The organism is Massilia sp. IC2-278, from assembly GCF_020708045.1.
GTDB lineage: Bacteria > Pseudomonadota > Gammaproteobacteria > Burkholderiales > Burkholderiaceae_D > Telluria.
This window is the reverse complement of the sequence record NZ_JAJFES010000001.1, coordinates 1,099,541-1,122,415: the sequence shown is the minus strand read 5'-3', so window position 1 is coordinate 1,122,415 and position 22,875 is coordinate 1,099,541. Positions and strand designations below refer to the sequence as shown.

Below are 22,875 nucleotides of genomic sequence, written 5' to 3'. Positions count from 1 at the left end.
ATCGTCGTCGCCGGCAACGTGGCCGCCGACGCGGCCGGCGCCGCGCTGACCCTGCATGCCGGCACCGGCACGACCCTGAAAGAGGGCGCCATCGTCGGCGCCCGCGGCGACAATGGCGCCGTCAACCTGGAAGCGCAAGGCTACCTGCACCTGCTGTCGGGCAGCGCGGTGCTGGCCGGCGCCGACGTCGTCCAGCAGGGCGACGACTACGTAACGGTCCTGACCGGCCGCGACGCCACCGTGCGCATGAGCACCGCGGGCGAACTGGTGCTCTCGGGCAGCCTCAGCTCGGCATCCGCCGTGACCCTGCACTCGGGCGTCTCGACCCATACTTACGCCGATTACTTCGACACGCTGCCGGGCAAGGTCCTGGCCAGCACCGGCGACGCCAACCGCATCGCGGCCATCATCGACGCCCTGAACCACGGCCAGCTGAGCGCCGACCTGGCCAGCCTGTTCGCGGGCCACGGCCTGGCGCTGCAGGACGGCGCGGCCGTCAGCGCCATCGCCAACTACACCCCGTTCGACAGCCTGACGCAGGCGCAGAAAGACCAGGTCGCGATCGCTCTGGGCTACACCGTCCATGCGGACGGCGGCTACTGGAATGCCCTGACCGGTACCTACCGCGCCACCCTGGCGGGTGCCAGCGGCCCGCTGTCGAACGCCGGCTACACCGCCTACAGCGGCCTGGTGTTCGTCAACGCCGGCGCCGCCGCCGGCCACCAGGTCGTGCAGTCCTTCGTGCAGGGCGTCTCGGCCGACTACAGCAATGCCACCATGAACTGGGGCGCCGCCGGCGCGCCGGCAGCGGGCACCGCGTTCGCCAACCTGAGCGCGGCCCAGAAGGCCGTGGTCGCGGCCTCGCTCGGCTACGAGACCGATACCAGCACCGGCACGGCCGCCTACTACAACTACAACGCCGCACCGGGCAAGAAGCTGGTCTACGGCTTCTCGGAAGGCGCGGTCACCGACTACAGCAACGCCGACATCCACTGGGGCGCCGCCGGCACCCCGGCCGCCGGCACCGCCTTCGAGAACCTGAGCACGGCCCAGAAGAAGGTCGTGGCGGGCGCCCTCGGCTACGACAGCTACGAGGGCACCAGCTACGTCAACCTGGCGGCCGCCAAGGGCCAGCAGGTGGTGAGCGGCTTTGCCGCCGCCGGTGCCGATTTCGACGTGAACGCGATCGACTGGGGCGGCGTGCGTCCGCCGGCGGCCGATGCCTCCTTCGAGCAGCTGACCCAGGCCCAGCGCGCCATCGTCGCCGACAAGCTCGGCTACGCCGTGGTCGAGCGCCAAGTGCTGGTCAACGCCGCTGCGGCGGCCGGCAAGCAGGTGCTCGCGACCCTGGAGCAGGGCGTCGACTACAAGAACGACACCCTCGACTGGGGCAGCGTCGACAAGGCCAGCGGCACCACCGCTTTCGCCGACCTCGCCATCGAGCAGCAGGACCGCGTGCTGCAGGTGCTGGGCTATGCGCGCTTCAACGGCACCGTGTACCACGACGCCGATGCGGCGCCGGGCCAGGCGTATAAACTCAGCTTCGCGCAGGGCGCGAACGGCGACTACCAGAACAGCGCCATCCGCTGGAGCGACGTCGCGATTCCCGACGCCGGCACCGCCTTCGACAAGCTGAGCCCGGACCAGCAGTTCCGCGTGCTGAGCCAGACCGGCTACGCGCACTACGAGCAGACCGTCTACCTGAAGGCGGGCAGCGGCGACAAGAGCCTCGTTACCGGCTTCACCGAAGGCATCGACTACCGCAATGCCGCCATGAACTGGGGCGCCGTGGCGCCGCAGAACAGCACGCGCTGGGTGGTCACCGACGGCAGCAGCGAATACATGGTCTATGCCTACGACGCCAAGGGCGACGGCAAGATCGAACTGCAGATCCTCGATCCGCATGAACTGCTGGGCCAGCGCGGCTTCGGCACCCTGATCTCGGGCACCATCACGACCCTGCAGGACAATGCCGACTTCACGGTCAGCGGCAGCGACGCCGCCATCGTGCGCGGCAACATCAACCTGAACGGCGCCGGCGCCGACCTCACGGTCCAGTCGGACAAGTGGGTCTACTGGGAAGGCGTGGCGAAGGTCAACGGCGGCATGTCGCTGCTCGGCGGCGTGGCCCTCGACGGCACCAACCTCGGCGGCGCGAATGCCGACGGCACCAGCGTCTACGTGCACGCCAGCTCGGTCATCAACACCCAGGCCGCGGGCAGCGCCATCGTCATCTCGGGCGGCCAGGACGTCGAGCTGCACGGTGCGATCGTGGCCGGCGCCGGCTTCGGCGAACACGGCCTGGTTGCGGGCGGGCTTGACGCCACCGTGGCGATCACGGCCGGCCAGCAGATCCTGGTCGACACCGCGATCGCGGCATCGAAATCGGTCAGCCTCACCACCACCGGCGTGGCGGGCGCCGACGACAACGGCTATTCGATCATCATCGGCAGCGCCGGCGGCTTGACCGCCCTCGGCCAGACGAGCGACAACGCCGGCGGCAGCGTGGCCGTGCAGGCAAGCGGCAACGTCACCATCGGCGGCATGATCCTGGCCGGCGGCCACGTGGTCAGCGAGCGCGTCGACGGCAAGCTGGTCTCGGAAACGATCGTCTGGGACGGCAAGAATTCCAGCATCAACCTGGCTGCGGGCGGCCAGATGTATCTGGGCATGCAGACCGTGTCCGAGTTCGGCGAAGCGGTCGAGATCGGCGCCACCATCCGCGCCAGCGAAGCGATCACCGTGCGCGGCGGCAGCAGCCTGGACGGCCTCGGCGTACGCATGCCGGGCGGCGCACGCCTGGCCACCAACAACGCGGACGGCCGCATCAGCATCAGCGCGGCCATGGACGCCCAGATCGACGGCGTGGCCGTGGCCGGCGGCGAGATCGTCGACCGCTACGACGCGCGCGGCCAGTTCCTCGGCAGCGACGTGAAGAGCTTCGGCGGCGCCTCGACCCTGTCGGTCACGGCCGGCGGCCAGGTCCGCCTGAGCCACGACCTGAGCGCAGGTGCAGCCATCGACGTGCGCGGCGGTTCGGGCAGCCACCTGGCGCACGACGCCAGCCCCTGGGCCGACCAGGGCATCGTCGTGGGCGGCAACGTCCACCTCACCACCACCGGCGAAAACAGCACGCTCGGCCTGTCTTCCTCGGGCAACCTGGCGATCCTGGCGGCAGCCTGGAACGAAGAACTGCGCGCCGACGGCTTCGTCGAATTCGCACGCGGCGATTTGTCCGCGGACACGTCCTTCGGCATCGCGGTCGAACGCGAGAACGGCAGCGTCAATGCGGTCGTCACCGTGACCCGTGAAGCCACGAGCGGCAACGGCGGCCTGGCCGACCTGCTGGCCGACGTCCAGCGCGCGCTCGACGCGGCGCTCGGCGCCGGCGTGGTCACCGCGCGCCTGGCCGATGGCCACCTGCTCCTGACCAGTAACTACCACTTCGGCATCAGCGCCGTCGCCGGCGGCCACGCCGAACGCCTCGGCTTCAGCCAGGTCGCGGCAAGCGACGCGACCCACGGCGTCACTGCGTCCGCACGGGGCGTGGCGCTCGACGCCAGCGCGCGCGGTTCGGTCGTCAACCTGGGCCGCGCCGATGCACCGAGCGGCCAGATATCGATCGAAGGCTATGTGCGCGGCCACAGCGGCATCAACATGTACGCCGGCAGCCTGGCCGGCGGCAACCAGGATGTGCGCCTGACGGTCACCGGCACGCTCGAGACCCTGAGCGGCGGCATGGTGCTGAACCCGACCGGCAACGCGAAGATCGAGGGCAACCTGATCGCGGGCGGCCGCAATTCGGACATCGTCATCAACGCCACCGGCACCCTGCAGCTGATCGGCGACCTGACCGCCCAGCGCGACATCATCATCAACGCCGGCACCCGCGTGGAGGCGGGGCAGGTGAGCCTGGAGACCTTCAACAGCGCCCAGTTCAACACGATCGACCCGAACGGCCGCATCGTCCTGAACGGCCTGAACGACGTCGTCATCAACAACAACATCGGCGGCGACAGCAATGCGCTGTCGCTGCTGCAGATCGGCTCGACCTGGGGCACCGTCAAGACCGCGCTCGACACCGTGCTCACCAGCGGCACCCAGCTGGTGCTGAGCGGCGACAAGCTCGACATCGGCGGCACCCTGCGCACCACCGGCGCCACCGCGGCCACCTACGACCGCGAAGTCATCCTGCAGGCCACGACCGACATCCTGCTGCACGCCGACGTGAAAGTCGCCGGCTCGGTGCAACTGACGGCCGGCGGCGACATCGTGCTGGCCGGCGGCCAGCTGCTGGCGCAAGGCGCCGGCGCGCGCGTCGACATCACGGCGGGCGACGCAGTCACCGTGGGCGGCGGCGCCGCCAACACCGGCTTCGTGCTGGCAGCGTCGAACGCCATCGAGATCAACGCCGGCGGCCGGTTCGCCGTGAACGCGGACGGCCAGCTGGCCACCGCCGCCGATGCGAGCCGCCTGGCCGTCACGGCCGGCAGCATCGTCATGAACGGCACCATGCAGGCCGGCGCGCTGTACGACAGCGTGAGCGGCACCACGTCCTGGAGCGGCCGCAACGCGACCCTGTCGCTGCGCGCGGCGCAGGACATCATGCTCGGCAGTGCCACAGGTAGTGTAAACAGCGGCGGCGATTTGCTGTCGACCGGCCTGGTGCGCCTGCAAACCGGCGCGAATGCGGTCGGCCTGGGCTTCTCGATGAGCGCCACCAGCTCGATCGTGGCCGACGCCACCGGCTTCGGCGCCTGGGCGGACAGCCGCAGCGGCCAGGATGGCCAAATCGAGATCGTGGCCGACGGCGACGTCCAGACCCGCGGCCTGATCCGCGCCGCCGACAGCGACGCCGACGTCGCCATCACCTCGCGCTCGCAGGTGTGGGTCAACGGCCTGGTCTACGCCTACGACAGCCTGCGCATCACCGGCGGCACCGACTCCACCGGCGTGGCCGTGCTGGTCGACACCTATTTCGTCGGCAGCGACGGCGTGGAAAACAGCGGCGGCACGCTCGACACGGCGGCCGGCGGCAGCATCGTCGTCAGCGCCATCGACGCCATCCTGGTCGAAGGCACGGTCGGTAACGCCGACCTGGGCCGCGACACGGTCGGCTCGCTGTCGATCACCTCGACCGGCAGCGACGTCACCGTCCTGCGCAACATCAGCGTCGCCGACAAGGTCAGCCTGGTCGCGAACAACATCTCGGTCCTGTCGGGCGCCTACGTGCACGCGGTCGGCCAGCAATCCGACGTCTACCTGCTGGCGCGCGGCAAGCTGCTGGTCTCGGGCGAATACGTACTGGCCGATCCGCACGTGCCGGAAGCCCTGATCGAAGCGGGCCGCCTGATCCACCTGGCCGGTCCGAAGGTCGAGATCAACGGCCGCATCCAGGCCGGCCCGGGCAACGGTTCGCTCGACTCACGCGTGCTGGTCTCGGGCGGCAGCGAAGTCAGGATCGGCGGCCTGGTCACCTCGTCGGGCAGCATCGACATCAATGCCGGCGTCAACATGAACTGGACCCGCACCCAGATGGAAGGCGTGGTGAACTCCGCGGTTCTCTCGGGCGGCGCAGTCACCATTTCCGGCCAGGCGACCATCAACGCCGCCGGCAAGATCAGCGTGCATGCGGGCGGCGACGTCACCATCAGCGCCGACAGCACCGTCAACGCGCGCGAAACGATCAAGGTCCCGGTCTACACCACGGTGGAGGACACCGTGCAGGTCGTGACCGGCTACACCCAGGTTGCCGACGGCACCACCAAGGTGCAGGTGCAGGTGCCGGTCACCACCACCATCACCGAGCAGGTGGGCAACACCAGCGTCAAGACCGGCAGCGAGTTCACGACGATGGAAACGACGCTGACCCAGACCGGTTACTACAACCCGAACGCGGCGCCGGGCCAGCAGTTCAAGGAAACCTTCATCGAAGGCGTGGATTACCTGAACAAGGACATCGCCTGGGCCGCCAACGGCCTGAGCGCGCCGGCCAACAATCCGTGGGACACCGGCTACAAGGGCTGGAGCGACCTGTCGGACGCGCAGCGCGCGCTGGTCCTGAAGACCCTGCGCTACATGGAGCTGTACGACTTCAGCTACAAGGCGGACTCGGTCACCATCCACCGTACCGAGAACGGCAACATCGAGGAAATCAAGGGCGCCGAAGCCCAGCCGAAGTGGGCCAACAACCCGAAGGTCATCTACCACATCGATGTCGACGGCTGGCGCGACAAGTACGTGCTGATGCAAAGCGGCGCCCAGGAACAGATCCTGAACCTGGCGTTCAAGAACAACATCCGCTACCTGACCGGCGACACCACCATGGACGGCGCCAGCAACGGCGCCTGGGACCAGCCCGCCGGCGCGAATGCCGGCGAACTGGTCGGCACCTACACCGACCACGCCAACGTGCGCTATACCCAGGACAAATCCGCCTGGGTCCAGCCGAATGGCGAGGGCGACGACTTCGACGACAGTATCGGGCGCTGGGCCGCGAGCTATCTCGACGGCAGCGGCATCCGTACCTACCAGCTGCAGAAGCAGACCACGGCCGAGGGCGGTTCGAACACCACCACGACCAACGTCGGCTACCTGCCGGAATGGCAATGGAGCGCCGGCGCCACCGGCGACGCGCACGTGGCGAAATGGCAGGACGGCCGTGCGACCGACTACGTGCACGGTTCGGCCGAATACCTTACGCAGCTGGTCAGCAACACGGCCAGCCTGACCCGGATCGACGGCAGCCACACGGTCCGCGCCAACCAGCAGGTCGGCTGGGCCGAAGGCGGCGGTTCGGTCACGGCTTACTGGGACTCGGGCTACCGCGGCGGCTCGAACTACTTCAGCAACAGCAGCAGCTGGATCGGCCGCGACGCGAACGACGAGTACACCTCGTTCCTGCTCGGCTCGAACACCCACCACGTGACCCTGTACTGGGACATCAACTACGGCGGCGGCACGACCACCCTGTACGGCAGCACCGGCAACATCGGCGGCGACTGGAACGACGAGGTGTCCTCGCTGAAGGTGTACGGCTACCGCTACGAGAACTACAACGACTACTCCTACGCCTGGACCTCGCAGACCAAGAACATCTACGACACGCGCAAGCAGCTCGACTACACGCTGAGCACGATGTCGACCGACATCTTCGGCATGAAACCGGTGTACGAGACCCACACGGTCACCACCATGGTGACCCAGGAGCAGGAAGTCACGGTCTGGAAGACGGTGCCGATTCTGAGCACCGAGACCGTGCTGCGCACGACGGTGGCGATGGTCGACGCGCCGGCCCGCACCTATGGCGAATTCGCCGGCGAAACCATCAAGGGCAACGCCATCGACATCGACGCCGGCGGCGCGCTGAAAGTCAGCGGCAAGCTCACGGCCGACGGCGCCATGGACCTGTCGGCCTCGAGCCTGGTGCAAATCAAGGGTAATACCGTGGACGGCAAGACCGTCAGCGCCTCGCTGAACGCGGCGGCGCTCGACATCCACGCCGGCACCACGCTGCTGGTCGACGACACGGCGACCGTGCGCGGCACCGGCGACGCGGCCAGCGTGAAGCTGAGCGCGAACGGCGACATGACGATCGGCGGCAGCATCGCCGCCGCCAGCGGCGCCACGCTCGACAGCGTCACGGCCAGGGGCAACCACAACATCACCCTGTCGGGCAGCATCGACGCCGGCAGCATCGGCATCGCGGCCGGTTCCGGCGCCAGCAAGGACGGCGGCATCGTCGCCGACGGCGACGCCGTGCTGAACGCCAAGCTGGGCGACATCGATCTGTCGGCCGGCAGCTATGGCGGCAGCATCGCGCTGAACAACGCCACCCTGGACGCGGACGCCAGCGGCGCCAGCATCAAGCTGAGCGCGGCGGCAGGCCACATCGGCCAGGCCGGCGGCATGCTGAGCGCCGACAAGCTCGACGCCGGCGCCGAGAACGGCATCGTGCTCTCGACCGCGGTCGGCAGCGCGGAGCTGGCGCTGAGCGGCGCCGGCGACATCAGCCTGGCCAACGTCGGCGACCTGACGGTCACGAACGCGCAGGCGGTCGACGGTGCGATCACGGTCGCCAACCGCGGCGACCTGCACGTGGTCGAGGCCCATACCCTGGGCACGGGCGAACGCAACGACATCACCCTGAGTACGCGCCAGCTCGACGGCGCGGGCGCCGACATGGCGCTGGGGAACGTCAGCGCCGGTCCGCGCGGCACCCTGGACCTGAATGCGCAGGGCGCGATCACCGGCGACAGCGGCACCGTGGTGGGCGGCAGCGAACTGCGCATCGTGGCAGTGGCCGACCTGAAGCTGGCCACCGACGTCGACAGCCTGTATATCGACAGCGCGGCCGCGAATTCGGCTGCAAATCCGGCGCAGCGCGCCAGCGTCGACCTGACCCAGTCGGCACGCCGCCTGGTGGTGGGCGACGTCGCCCTGGCGCACGGCAGCTTCGCGCTGCGTGCGGGCGGCAACGTCGAGATCGTCGAGCTGAACATCGCCGCCAACGCCACCGGCGACGACATCAGCGTGACCGCGGCCGGCGACATCCTGGTACGCCACGCCTCGGCCGGCATTTACCTGGCCAGCGCCTCGGACGCGCCGAAGATCGTCGACGCCCATGGCAACGCCGTTGCGGTGAGCCAGTTCACCTCGAACGGCAACATCACCCTGGACGCGGGCGGGCGCATCGGCGAAAGCGCGGCGGACAACGCCGTCGACCTGGTCGCGAACCGCCTGACCCTGCGCGCCGGTAACGGCATCAGCGGCCTGGAAATCGCGGTCAACAGCCTGGATGCGACCACCATCCGCAACGACATCGTGCTGGCCGACTTCGACGGTGCGCTGGAAAAGAACGCCGGCCTTGTGCTGGTCGACGCCAGCGTCACCGACACCACGAGCGGGCGCAGCGTGGCCGACATCACGGCCCAGGGCGACCTGCTGGTCGGCGCCAAGGGCAAGGCAAGCGCCGATACCCTGCGCCTGGCCAGCACCGGCGGCAACGTCACGGTTCAGGCGCCGGATGCGGCGCCGGGTTCGAACTACGGCCTGCACTACACGCGCGGCATCGCCCTGAATGCGGCGAAGATCATCGACCTGTACGAGTTCAAGGCCGGCGCCGAGCTGACCGAATACCGCGCGGGCACGAACCTGGTGTTCGGCGCCGGCGCCGACACGCTGCTGCTGCCGTCCTCGATCAGCTCGGATACGCTGATCCTGGAAACCGGCGCCAGCCTGGCGATCAAGGGCAACCTGTACGCCAACCGCCACCTGGAACTGGTGGCGGGCCAGAACGTCACCATCGACGGCGTCGTCGGCGTCAAGGGCACGCGCTTCGACGGCACGGCGGCAGGCAGCATCGCCGAGGTCCTGATTTCGGCAAAGGGCAGCAGCCAGATCCTGCAGGCGACCACCGAATACGAAGCCATCCTCGGCATCGACTTCAACGGCGACGGCGACCTGAAGGACAGCCGCCAGGGCGCCCCGGTCCTCACCGACAGCGGCTTCATCAACATCCAGGCGGCGGCCTTGCCGGCCGACCGCTTCGAGCTGCGCGCAGCGAAGGACATCTACGTCAAACTGGCCGGCGGCCTCACCATGAGCGGCTTCATCGGCGGCCTGAGCGGCTACGGTTCGGCGCGCAACGTCACCCTCGACATCGGCGGCAAGCTGACGGTGCTGGGCGGGATCGTCGCGGCCGACCGCGCCAGCGGCCAGCTCGACGTCAAGGCGGCGGAAATCGCGGCCGACGGCGCCTCGGTCTTCATTGCCGGCGACCTGAACGTGCAGTCGGTGAACGGCGTGCAGCTGAACACCCTGGTCAACACCATCACCCTGCGCACCACCGGCGCGGGCAACGTCAGCATCAACGAATCCGACGCCCTGTACGTGAAGTCGGTGGTGGCCCAGCAGGGCCGCATCGACATCACGGCCGGCGGCGGCGAGAGCGGCGCGGCCAGCGGCCACGCGGACGACAACCGCTACGATCTGCGCGTCGAAGAAGTGCGCACCATCGACGACGGCTACGGCATCCGCATCCGTTCGGGCGGCGACATGTACGTCGACTACGTCGAGGCGGGTTCCGCCAAGGGCGCGCAGAAAACCGCGGGTTCGACCGTCGAAGTCGACGCGCGCGGCACCATCTACGAGATGCTGGCGGCGGTCCGCAACGACAAGGGCGCCATCACCGGCTACGCCCTCGACCAGCGCGACGCCGACCTGTACGGCTACAGCGTGTCGGTGAAGGGCGTGACGGCGCATGCGCCGAAGCTGCTCCTGAACCAGGACATGGCCGGCACCGGCAACGAACTCGAAGTGCGCTACACCGGCCCGGACGCCGGCGGCTTCAGCACCGGCGCCACCGAAGTGACCCAAAATACCGCCCTGAGCCTGGGCGGCGCCATCGTCGACATCGTCGTCAGCACGCCGGTGCAGGCCGGCGTCGCCATCGCCCAGGTGAATCGCATCGCCTTTGGCGGGGCGGTCGCCAACGGCACCACCGTCACGGTCAGCGTCAACGGCCACGACTACGCGGTGACCGCCGGCGCCGACGGCGTCGCGGCCAGCTGGGATGCCGTTCTGGCCAAGCTCGGCACGCTGATCTCGACCGGCGAGCGGATCGACGTCGCTGCCGACCCGGCCAACAAGCAGCTGACCCTGACGGCCCAGGCCGCCAACCGCGCCTTCAGCGTGGGCGGCGCGAGCGTGACCGAAACCTACCGCACCGACATCCTCGGCGCGGTGGACGACTTCGGCCTGAGCCCGGTCGTCGAAGCCGGTTCCAAGGTAGCCCAGGAATCGAAGCTCATCTTCAACAACACCCTGAACATCGAAAGCGGCAAGCTGTACGAAGTGGTCGTCAACGGCGCCGGCTACGGCGTGCGCACCGGTGAAAACAACCTGCTGTACATCACCGGGGCCGGCAACGCGGCGATCTCGGTCGACGTCCAGCAGTGGGGCGCCGCCACCAATCCGGGCACGGCCGAGATCAACACCAAGTCGAACAGCGACGACGGCTTCGACCGCACGGTCGACCTGTCCGACATGCGCCTGCTGGCCGACGGCCGCTACAGCATCATCATCGGCAGCGACACCTTCCAGGTGGAGGCGCCGCGCACCGGCGCCAGCCTGGCGGGCATCGCCACCGCGCTGGCCGCCGCCATCAACGCGGACGCGGACTACACCGCCAGCGCCAATGGCAAGGTCGTCACGATCAGCGCCGGCGCCGGCAAGGCCACCATCGCGGCCAGCCTGGAAAGCCTGTCCGACATCGCCGGCAACGACGCCTGGAGCGCGAACCAGACCGGCCAGGCCGGGCGTTCGCTCGACCTGAGCGCGCTGAAAGTGGTGAACAACGCGGCCTACACCGTGACCGTGGGCGACAAGGTGTTCCGCATCACCGCCGGCAGCAGCGCGGCGCTGAAGGACATCGTGGCCGCCCTGGCAACCAGGATCAACCCGGACGCCGCACTGAACGCCAGCGCCTCGACCTTCACCGTCGACGCGTCCTGGAACAGCGTGTTCGAACACCTCGGCAACCTGATCGAGAAGGGCGAGAAGATCGACGTGACCGCCAGTGCCGAGGACATCTCGAACCATACGCTGGTGTTGAAAGCCAAGGAAACCAACGTCGCCTTTACGGTCGACGCGGTAGGCGTGAGCGCGGTCGGCAGCGTGGTAGACCACGGCGCCGAGCCGCTGCGCGCGGCCGCTACCGGCGTGGCCCAGCAGAGCGAAATCGTGTTCGGCGGCGACGTTGCCGCCGGCACCGTCTACGGCGTGGTCCTGGACGGCAAGGCCTACCTGGTCCGCACCGGCCTGAACGACTACCTGACCGTGAACAACGCCGACGACGCCGTGATTGCGATCTCGGTGCACAAGGAAGGCGTGGCGGAAACCGCCGAAGGCCTGGGCCTGGGCCAGGTGAAGGTCAGCGCCGCCGGCCACGACCTGGCGCGCACCGTCACCCTGACCGGCCTGAGCGCGATCGCGGGCGACACCTACACCCTGAAGATCGGCAGCGAGAACTTCAAGTACACCGCCAAGGCCGGCGACACCACGGCCGACATCGCAGCCGGCCTGTCGGCTGCCGTCGCCAAGGCCCATCCGGCGAGCGAAGGCAGCAGCCGCGTCACGGCGAGCGTGCAGCAGCTCGACGTTGCCGCCACCTGGAGCGGCGTGCTCGGCGCACTCGACACCCTGGTCACGGCCGACAACCGCGTCACCGCCGACAGCAGCGGCAAGAGCCTGACCCTGACCGCGACCGCCACCAACAAGGCATTCGCGATCAACGCCGTGCTGGCGACGCCAACGCTGACCGTGCTGGTCGACGCCGTGCAGCCGACGGTCGCCGCCGGCCACGACGCCAAGCAGGTCACCACGGTGGTCTTCGACGACCCGGCCGACGACGCCAACGACGTCGCCGACGCCGCCTACACGCTGAAGAACGGCTTCAGCTACACCATGAAGGTGAACGGCAACCCGTACACCACGACCGTGGGCGCCGGAACCGGCGAAGTCGCGGCCAACTGGACCGCGATCCTCACCGACCTCGGCAACAAGATCAAGGCGGCCGAAGCGGTCACCTTCAGCATCGACGCCGCCAATTTCACGCTGACCCTGACCGCCACCGCCGACAACACCGCCTTCACGGTGGCCGACGTCGCCGTCAGCGAATCGGGCGTGCGTGCGGTGGCCGGCGGCGTCGTGGCGGCCGGCACCACGCCATCCGTCGCCGCGGGCATCGACGGCACCCAGCGCAGCGAGCTCGAGTTCCGCGACAACCCGTCGCCGAACTTCGCCTACACCGTCGTCATCGACGGCGGCAGCTTCAGCGTGAAGGTCGGCGACACCGTCGCCGGCCAGGTCGTCACCGGCAACTGGACCTCGATCCTCGGCGCGCTGGCGGCGAAGATCGACGCCAGCGACGCCGGCGTGGATGCGTCGGTCGCTGGCCAGAAACTGGTGCTGGTGGCAAAGGCGGCGAACGACGCCTTCCGCGCCAGCGCCTCGGCCCAGGACAACGATCCGGACCGCCAGCTGCACGTGGACGGCGACTTCGTCCTGATCGTGCCGGACCGCGCGGCGGGCAGCTTCTCGCTCGACGCCAGCGGCTCGCTGACGGTCGTGAACCTGCCGACCCACGCCGGCGAAACCATCCGCCTCGGCGCCGCAACCGGCTCGCTGGTCGTGGTCTCGGATCTGGACGTCGGCACTTCCGGCAGCGTGACCCTCACGGCGGGCAAGGGCCTGACCCTGGGCGGCACCATCACCGCGGGCAGCCTGGACGTCACCGCGGGCGGCGAACTGACGCTGAACACGGCGGTGTCGAGCATGGACATCGACATGTCGGCGGCATCGGGCCAGTCGAGCCTGGTGGTGCAGCAAAGCACCGCCGGCATGGCGCTGGCCATCGGCACCCTGGTCATGAGCGGCGGCGACGTCACCGTGATCGTGCACGGCGACATCACCATCGGCTCGCTGGTCGAGGCCGCCGGCTTCAAGGGCAACATCAACATCGTTTCCCTGCACGGCAACATCAGCATCGGCAACCTGCTGGCAGGCGGCGGCCATGTGACGCTGAGCGCCCTGAACGGCTCGGTCACGGCCGGCACCGGCGCCGATGGCGTGCTGGTGGCCGACACCCTCGACATCAGCGCCGGCGGCAGCATTACGGTGAAGGCAAGCGGCGGCGTAGACGGCCTGACGGTCAATACGCTGGAAAGCAGCGGCCATGGCGCCGTGATCCTGAACGTCGCGTCCTCGCTGGTGGTGAACGCCGCCATCGCGGCCGGCGGCAGCAACGCGGTCAGCCTGAACGCGGCCGGAACGCTGGTCGTCAACAGTGCGGTCGCCACCGAACTCGGCGCCATCACCCTGAACGGTGCCACCGGCCTCACGCTGGCGGCCGAAGCCGACCTGACCTCGCGCACCGGCGCCATCACCCTGAACGCCGGCAGCGGCGTGCTGCAGATGGCCGGCGACACCGTCGTCGATGCCGGCTCGGGCGCGCTCAAGCTCGATGCCGCAGGCGCGATCCGTCTCGGCAAGCTGGTCACCACCTCGAACGCCGACCTGGTCATCCACAGCGGCGGCGTGGTCGACGGCGCCGAAGGCAGCACCGACATCGTGGCCGCCAACGCGCGCTTGGTGATCGTCGCCAACGGCGGCATCGGCGCAGCAAGCAACGCCATCGAGACCCAGGTGCGTGCGCTGGATCTGACCAACAACGGTGGCGGCGACATCGCCATCCAGGACGTCGATTCGCTGGTGCTGGAACGCGTGGTGCAGAACGGCGCCGGCGAAATCAAGCTGTCGACCCTGAACGGCGCGCTCGACACCCTGCGCGGCGGCGCCGGCGTGGTCTCGACCACCGGTAACGTCAATTTGTATGCAGGCGGCGCCAACGGCCACATCACCCTCGGTGCGGACATCGCCACCGGCGGCGGTTCGGTCAGCCTGCGCGCCGAGAACGGCAACGTGTTGCTGGGCGCGGGCATCCGCGTCCACGGCAGCGGCAACATCGACATCACGGTGTCGAAAGGCGCGCTGCTGAACGACACGAGCGTGAGCAACTGGAAGAGCGTGAACGGCGCGATCGACCCGCAGGTCGACTGGGCCATGCGCTACGGTAAATTCACGGCCGACCAGGCCACCGGCGAAATCCGCACCGCCAACATCGAGGACTACAACGTCGCGAATCACCTGGCCAACGGCGTGGTGCTGCGCGCGGCGGGCGGCGCCTATGTCCAGACCACGGGCGGCAAGCTGACCATCACGGCGCAGGGCGCGATCGGCGCCGCAACGCCGGGCTTCCTGTTCAGCCCGGACTCGATCGTGATCGACGCGGTCTCCCTGAGCGTGAGCAGCATCGAACGCGCCAACGTTTCGCTGATCGCCACCGGCACCGTGCAGGTGGAAGCCGGCAGCGGCAGCGCCGACAGCGGCACCCGCGGCGGCAGCACCGGCGTGTCGAACCTGAGCGGCAGCCAGGTCATCAACCAGGCGGTCGACGCCTCCGGCGAAGACATCACGATCCTGGCCAACGATGTGCAGATCGGCGCCGGCGTGCGCAGTGCCGGCGCCCAGCTGAGCATTGCCGCGCTGGACCCGACCCGCACCATCTTCCTGGGTGACGACGTCAGCGGCGGCCTGTCGAGCAATAACGCGCTCTACATCAGCAACAATGCGCTGAACAACCTGAACGACGGCTTCCGCCAGATCCTGATCGGCGGCGCCCAGAGCGCGGCCCACATCGTGATCGGCGACACCGCGGGTACCACCGACGTGGTCCTGAAGGACTCGCTGGTGGTGCAGAATTCGCTGCTGGGCGGCGAAGTGGCGATCAACCAGAACCTGGTGCTGCAGGGCGAATCCGGCCTGACCATCTACGGTTCCGGCCACACCACGACGATCTCGGCCAGCAGCGTCAGCGCTTCCTGGGCCTACATCGACGACTCGGTGAAGATCGACGGCGCCACCGCCACCAACCACAAGGTGGTGCTGACGGCGACCGCCGGCGACATCCAGCTGGGCGGCTCGGCGGCGCATTCGCTGAACGGCGACGGCCTCGATCCGGAAGACCTGCTGGAACTCTCGGCGGCCGGCAACATCGTCGTCACCGGCATGGTCGGCAATACCGATGCGCTGGAAGGCATCACCATCACCCAGGCCAACAACGTCACCTTCAAGGGCGAAGTCACGGTCAACGGCGACTTCAGCATCAACGCCAGCGGCGTGGTCACCTTCGAGCAGTCGGTGCACCTGACCACGGGTTCGTTCCGCATCACCGGCGCCACGCTGGTGGTGTTCAAGGGCGGCGTGACGGTCGACGGCGGCGGCGACATCTTCCTGGAAGGGAACGAGATCAACTTCCAGAGCGGCGAAAGCTCGATCGTCGGCACCGGCATCCTGACCCTGCGCCCGACGACCGTCGGCATGAACATCGAAGTCGGCGGCCCGGCCCTGGAAAACACGGCTTACCTGAACATCGACAACGCGGAGATAGCGACCTTTGCCTCGACCTTCAGCAAGATCGTGATCGGGCGCCAGGAAGGCGCGACCGTCGGCTACCTGGCCGGCGCGCACGCGGACGACCAGTCCGGCCAGGTGCGCCTGGGCGCGATCCAGGCGCCGCAGCAGTACACCTTCCACAGCGCGCTGGAAGTGTATGGCCAGAACATCGTGGTCGAGGACTTCGCGAACCCGGCCTTCCAGTTCATGGTGAACGGCAGCGTGACGCTGGACGCGTACAACGGCATCTCGATCCATAACCAGGTTGAGGCGCACAACAGCAACATGTCGCTGTATGCAGCCACCGGCGCGATCGTCCAGTCGAATCCGACCGGCGACCTCGATGGCGCGTCGAGCGAACCGCTGCGCGCGCTGAACCTGAGCCTGCACGCCGGCAGCGGCATCATCCTGCCGTTCGCCCAGGTGAACAGCCTTACCGCCGTGAACACCGGCGACGGCGACATCGTGATCAACAACCTGGCGCGCGACGCGGCCAGCGGCGTGGGCGGCGACCTGCGCGTGGACGGCATCAGCCAGGCCAGTGCGCAGGGCGACAACATCGCCATCTCCACCGGCGCCGGCAAGCTGCTGGTACAGGGCAGCGGCATCGTCACCGTCGGTGGCGGCAGCGTCAGCCTGAACGCCGGCGGCAGCGGCGCGGCCATCACGGTCGACAGCGCCATCGCTGCCAACGGCGGCGCGGTCACACTCGGCGCGGACGGCAACGTCCACCTGCGCGACGGCGGCATCGCCAACGGCAGCGGCGGCAGCATCAGCGTGAGCTCGACCTCGGGCGCAGTCACGCTGTCGGAGTCGATCGTCTCGAACGGCGGGCTGGTGCGCCTGAATGCAGGCGCCGCCATCGTCATGGACAGCGGCACCGTCGTCACCTCGGTGGGCGGCGGCAACGGCGCGGTCACCATGACCGCGGGCGGCTCGATCCTGGTCTCGCAGGTCATCGCCGACGGCGCCATTGGCCTGACGGCCGGCGGCGCCATCGTCGACAACCTGGCGGGCGACGGCATCAACCTCGACGGCGACACGGCCGCCGCGGCCCTGTCGGCAGCGACCGGCATCGGCAGCAGCGGTGCGCTGCAGACGCGCCTGGCCTCGGTCACCCTGGCCAACACCACGGCCGGCAGCGTGCTGCTGCGCGAAGCCACGGCGCTGCGCATCAATGGCGCGCTGCTCGGCGGCAGCGCCGGCAACCTGGCCATCGTGACCGTCGACGGCGCCATCGTCGTCGACGGCCTGGTCGACAGCACCGGCGCGTCCGGCAACATCCTGCTGCAAAGCGGGGAAGCGGGCGAGGGCACGGCAGCCGACATCACGGTGCGCGCCGACATCGGCTCGGGCTCGGGCAGCATCAGCCTGGTCTCGAGCGACGCCATCGTCATCGACGACAACCTGGCCAGCTATGCGCCGCGCATCGAAACCCGCGGCGCCGGCAAGACCCTGGACCTGGCGGCGGCAAGCTTCGTCACCCTCGAAGCCCAGGCCCAGCTCCTGACCCGCAACGGCAACGTGCGCGTGCAGGCCGAGAGCGGCGACCTGGTGCTCGGCGTGGTGAATGCCGGCACCGGCAGCGTCTCGCTGGCGGCGAGCGGCAGCATCCTCGACGCCCAGGGCGACGACGCGGCGGCCGTCCGTACAGTCAACGTGATCGCGGGCGCACTGCGCATGCAGGCCGGCGGCACGGTCGGCCAGGAGGCCGCAACGCTCGAAGTGCAGGCGGCGACGCTGGCCTTTGCGGCGCAGGGTGGAAGTTACGTTCTTGCGAGCGGCAACACCACGCTCGGCCAGGTGGCTGGCGTGGCGGTCAACCGCGTCGGCGCCGACGGCACTGCCGTGGCAAACGCCGGCGGCGCAGCCCTGGCCGGTGTCCAGAACGGCAGCGGCAACCTGGTGCTCGGCGGCGCCAACCTGGTCATCGACGCGGCCCTGGTGGCCACCGGCGGCAACCTGCGCATCGAGGCGAGCGGCACCCTGGCGGTGAACGCGGCGCTGAGCGCGCAGGATGGCAGCATCAGCCTGCTGGCCGTGGGGAACATCACGCAGTCGGCGGCGGCAACGCTGTCGACTGCGGTCGGCACGATCGACGTTGCGTCGAGCGCCGGCGCCATTCTCATGGTCGACGGTGCGCGCGCCGTCACCAACGCGGGCAACATCCGCTACCAGGGCGCCACCGGCGTCACGGTGGCGCTGCTGGACGCGCGTTCGAACACCGACCGCGCGGCATCCAGCCTGGCCGGCCAGGCCGGCTGGGGTGCGGTCAGCATCGTCAGCGGCGGTGCGATTGCAGACGCGGCCGAGGCGGGTAACGCCGTCGACGTGTACGCGAAAGCCCTGCGCCTGAACGCCGGCGCGGCAATCGGCAGCGGCGCCGATGCGCTCGACACCGAAACCATGCTGCTGAGCGCTATCGGCAACGGCATGTTCGTGAACGAGGCATCCGACGTGGTGCTCGGCGAGGTCGGCGAGATCCGCGTCGACCGCGTGCTGGCAAACGGCGCCACGGCCGGTTCGCAGCGCGTTGACGCGGCGCAGGCTGGCCTGGTCAGCGGCGCGGCGCTCGTGCTGCAGGCTGGCGGCGACATCGCCAGCGGCGCCACGGTCAGCGCTGCGGGCAACCTGCTGTTGCAGGCTGGCCGCGACCTGTCGACCAACCTGGCCCCGGTCACGGCCGGCGGCAACATCAGCCTGTCCGCCGGACGCGACCTGATGCAGAACGCGGCGGTGAACGCCACCGCCGGCAGCATCGACCTCGCTGCGGCGCGCAACGTCTTCATGGCCAACGCCATGACGGTCGCCACCGGCGGCAACGTGCGTGTCGAAGCCGGCAATACGCTGGAGCTGGGCAGCATCGCCAGCGGCGCCAACGTCAGCCTGGTGGCGGCGTCCATCGTCGACATCGGCAACGACATCGACGTGCGCGCGGCTGCGCTGCGTATCGCGGCCGGAAACGTCGGCAGCAGCGCGGCGCACCTGCAGCTGGACGTGGGCACCCTGGCGGCGACTGCCGGCAGCGGCGGACTGTACCTGGACAACAGCGGCGCCCTGAACCTGGGCAGCGTCGCCGGTTCGGTGAACCGTGTGGCGGCCGACGGCAGCAGCGCCGCCGTGGCCGATGCGGCGATCAATGGCGTGGCCTCGAACGGCAACCTGGTCCTGGGTGCGGCATCGATGACGGTGACGCGCAACCTGGACGCAGCCGGCAACCTGCTGCTGGCCACGGGCGGCGATCTGTCGCTGGCGGCACAGGTCAGCAGCCAGCACGGCAGCATCTCGCTGAACGCCGGCCGCGACCTGCAGCAAACGGGCGCCGTGCGCACCCTGGAAGCGGGCCGCAGCATCGAGCTGCGCGCCAGCGGCAACCTGGCGATGGGCGCAAGCGCGTCGGTCGCCACGCTCGACGGCGCCATCAACCTGGCGGCGGGCGGCAACCTCACGGTGGCCCGTGTCAATGCAGGCCAGGGCACGGTCGGCCTCCAGGCCAGCGCCAGCGTGCTGGACGCGGACGTGGCCGGCGACAGCCTGGTCAACGTCACGGCCGCCGCGCTGCGCCTGCAGGCGGGTAACGCCGTGGGCAGCGCGGGCAATGCGCTGGAGATCGAGGTGACCGGCCTGGCCGCGCAAGCGGGCAGCGGCGGCCTGCATGTTCAGGCAGCGGGCGGCGTCGCAATGGCGTCGGTTGGCCTGGGTGTCGAGCGTATCGGCGTCGATGGCACGGCGGCAGTGGGCGCCGTGGCGGCACTGAACGGCGTCGACGTGACCGGCAACGTGGTGCTGTCGGCGCAGGCCGGCGACATCATGGTGGGTGCCGGACAGGCTCTGCGCGGCGCGAACGTGGCGCTGACGGCGGCACTCGGCGGCATCGTGGTCGGCGGCAGCGTCGACGCGGCGGCCGGCAACCTGGCGCTGGCTGCGAGCAACATCGCGGTCGATGTGGCAGGCCAGGCCACGGCCGCCGGCAACGTCGAATTCGACGCGGCGCGTGTGAACGTGGTTCTTGGCAGCGTGCTGGCCAACGGCGGCAAACTGATGCTGAACGGCGGCAGCGACCTGGTGGTGGCGGCCGGCGCGGTGGCAGGCGCCAAGGGCGACGTGGAACTGCGGTCGGCCGGCGCCATCACCGTGGGCGGCAACGTGCAGGCGCTGGAGGGCAATGCCGTGCTGGCGGGCGGCGCCATCTCGGTGGGCGGACAAGTTGCGGCGCACGGCAATGCCGCGCTGCGCGCAGCCGGTGCCATCACGGTGGCGGGCCAGGTCGGTGCCGGCGGCAATGCCGTGCTGGCAGGCGGCGCCATCGCGGTTGCGGCGCAAGGCCAGGTGGCTGTGCAAGGCAATGCGGCGCTGAGCGCGAGCGCTTCGGTCTCGATCGACGGCGTGGTGGACGCGGGCGGCAATGCGGTCCTGGCGGCCAACGGCGGCGACCTTGCCGTCGGCGGCAATGCCACGGTCCGTGCCAACAGCGGCAACCTGCTGCTGCAAGCCGGCGCCGGCAACATCGTACTGGACGGCGGCGCGCAGGCAGGCGGCAGCATCAGCCTGAACGCGCAAAGCGTCGTCCAGAACGGCAACCTGACGGCGGGCGACAGCATCGACGTCAGCGCGTTTGGGGCCATCCTGATGAAGGACGGCAGCGTGGCGCGCGGCGCCAGCCTGCGTTACGCGGCAGGCGGCGACATCGCCGTCGGCCTGCTCGACGCCGGTACTGGCAGCGTCAGCCTGGTGGCTGGCGGCGCGATCGTCGACGCCCAGCGCGCCGGCGACGTGCAGGGCCTGAACGTGAAAGCGGGCGCGCTGCGCATGACGGCCGGCAGCGGCATCGGCATGGGCAATGCGCTGGAGACCGCGGTCGCTTCGCTGGCGGCGTCCAGCGCCGCCGGCAGCATCGACCTGCTGGAAGCCGACGGCGTGAACGTGCCGGCCGCCGGTGTCGCCGTCGCCGTGAAGCGCGTCGGTGCCGATGGCAGCGTCAGCGTGGTGAACGACGCCGCGCTGGTTGGCGTCACCGCGGCCGGCGGCAGCACCACCATCGTCTCGCAAACCGGCGAAGTGGTGTTCGGCCAGCCGCAGAACGTCGGCAGCGGCCAGGACCTGAACCTGGTCGGCGACGAACTGACGATCGGCCAGCCGCTGGCAGGCGAGGGCGGTACGCTGGCGATCCGTCCGAACGACAACGCGCTGGACATCCAGATCGGTGGGTCGCGCAACAACAGCGACAACGGCGGCTTGTACCTGGCGCCGGCAACGCTGGACAACCTGGCCGGCGGCTTCGACCAGGTCGTCATCGGCGGCGGCGCCGCGGCGCCTGGCCAGGACATCGTCATCGATGGCCGCGCCACGCCGGTCGTGTTCCGCGACAGCCTGGTGCTGGACGGTTCCGGCGCCGGCAGCCTGGTAGCCGTGTCCGGCCAGCTGGTGGCCGAGGCGCTCGACGTGCGCGGCGCGCTGGCCATCACCGGCCCGGTCATCATCTCGACCGGCAACGGTGCGGCAAGCGGCGGCGACATGGTCTTCGCCCAGGGCATCGACGGCGCCGGCACCGGTGCGAGCCTGGTGCTGGCGGCCGGCGGCGACAACATCGTCGTCAACGGCGCGGTCGGTGCGAACGGCGCGCTGGCCGGCCTGGCGGTGCGCGATGCGCACGACGTCAGCTTTGCCCAGGACGTGACCATCGGCGGTGACGTGTCGATCGACGCGACCGGCGTGGTGCGCTTCGACGGCGCGCTGAACGTGGCCGGCGGTTCGCTGACCATCCGTGGTGCCAGCCAGGTCGTTATCGGCGACATCGTGTTCAGCGGCGTGACGGGTGACTTCGTTATCGAGGCCGATACCCTGGTCATGACCGGCGACGTGCATGGCGCGGGCATCGTCCAGCTGCGTCCGGGCGATGCGGGCCGCGACATCGTGGTCGGCGGTACCGGCGCGGCCGGCGCCTTCAGCGTCACCGACAGCATGCTCGGCCACCTGGCCGGTGCGGGCCAGCTGGTGATCGGCGTGCAGGGTGCCGACGGCCATGCGGCAGCCGGCGCCGGCAAGGTCAGCATCGTGGCGACCGACTTCGCGGCATTGAGCAGCGTACCGTTGCAGGTGTTCGGTTCGCTGGTCACCGTCGAAGCGGCGCAGGGAAGCCTGGTCGCCGCCAACGGCCTGGTGCTCGACGGCCGCGACGGCGTGGTCCTGCACGACAGCGTGTCGGCCACCCGTGGCGACCTGCTGGTGTACAGCGCGAACGGCGCCGTGCAGATGGATGCCGGGACGGTCCTGAGCGGCACCGGTTCGGTGACGGCCCAGGCAGCCGGCAACCTGGCGCTGGCCGGGGTCGAGGGCAAGCACGTGGTCGTGAAGAGCGGCGGCGTGATCCTCGATGCGGCAGGCGACGATGCGGTGAACATCGTGGCCGACACCGTGGCCCTGTACGGCATGGGTCCGCAGCTGGGCATGGGCAACGCGGTCGAGGTGCAGTCGCCGGCGCTGTTCGTGGAAGCGCCGCGCGGCATCGTGGTGCAGGATACGGGCCCGGATGGCCGTACCCACTTCTACGTGCTCGACGGCGCCACCATGTACGAGGCGGCGGTGGCGGTCGGCGAAACGGTGCGTCACACCGAAGACCCGACCCCGGCCCTGCCGGTGCTGCCTTCGCTGGCACCCGCGCCGGCAGCCGGCTTCGGATTCGACGCGTCGCTGCGTACGGCCTCGGTCAGCGGCACCGCGCTCTACCTGGCGGCACACGCCCAGGCCGATGCGCCGGCGAAGAGCGGTGCACTGGTCGCGAACGCGCAAGGCATCGGCGCCGATTCGGCCGACGCCACGGCGCTGCCGATCGAGTTCTGGCTGGAAGACCTGACGCTGTAA

Annotated in this window: 1 protein-coding gene (running past one end of the window); it reads left to right on the top strand. The window is 69.6% G+C overall.

From position 1 onward, the window contains the following. Window positions 1–22,875, top strand: the 3' portion of a protein-coding gene (locus LK540_RS04810) for an LEPR-XLL domain-containing protein (RefSeq protein WP_229435888.1). The gene continues 11,610 nt to the left of window position 1, outside the view; the window shows 22,875 of its 34,485 coding nt (coding positions 11,611–34,485); the start codon falls outside the window, past its left edge; its stop codon occupies window positions 22,873–22,875.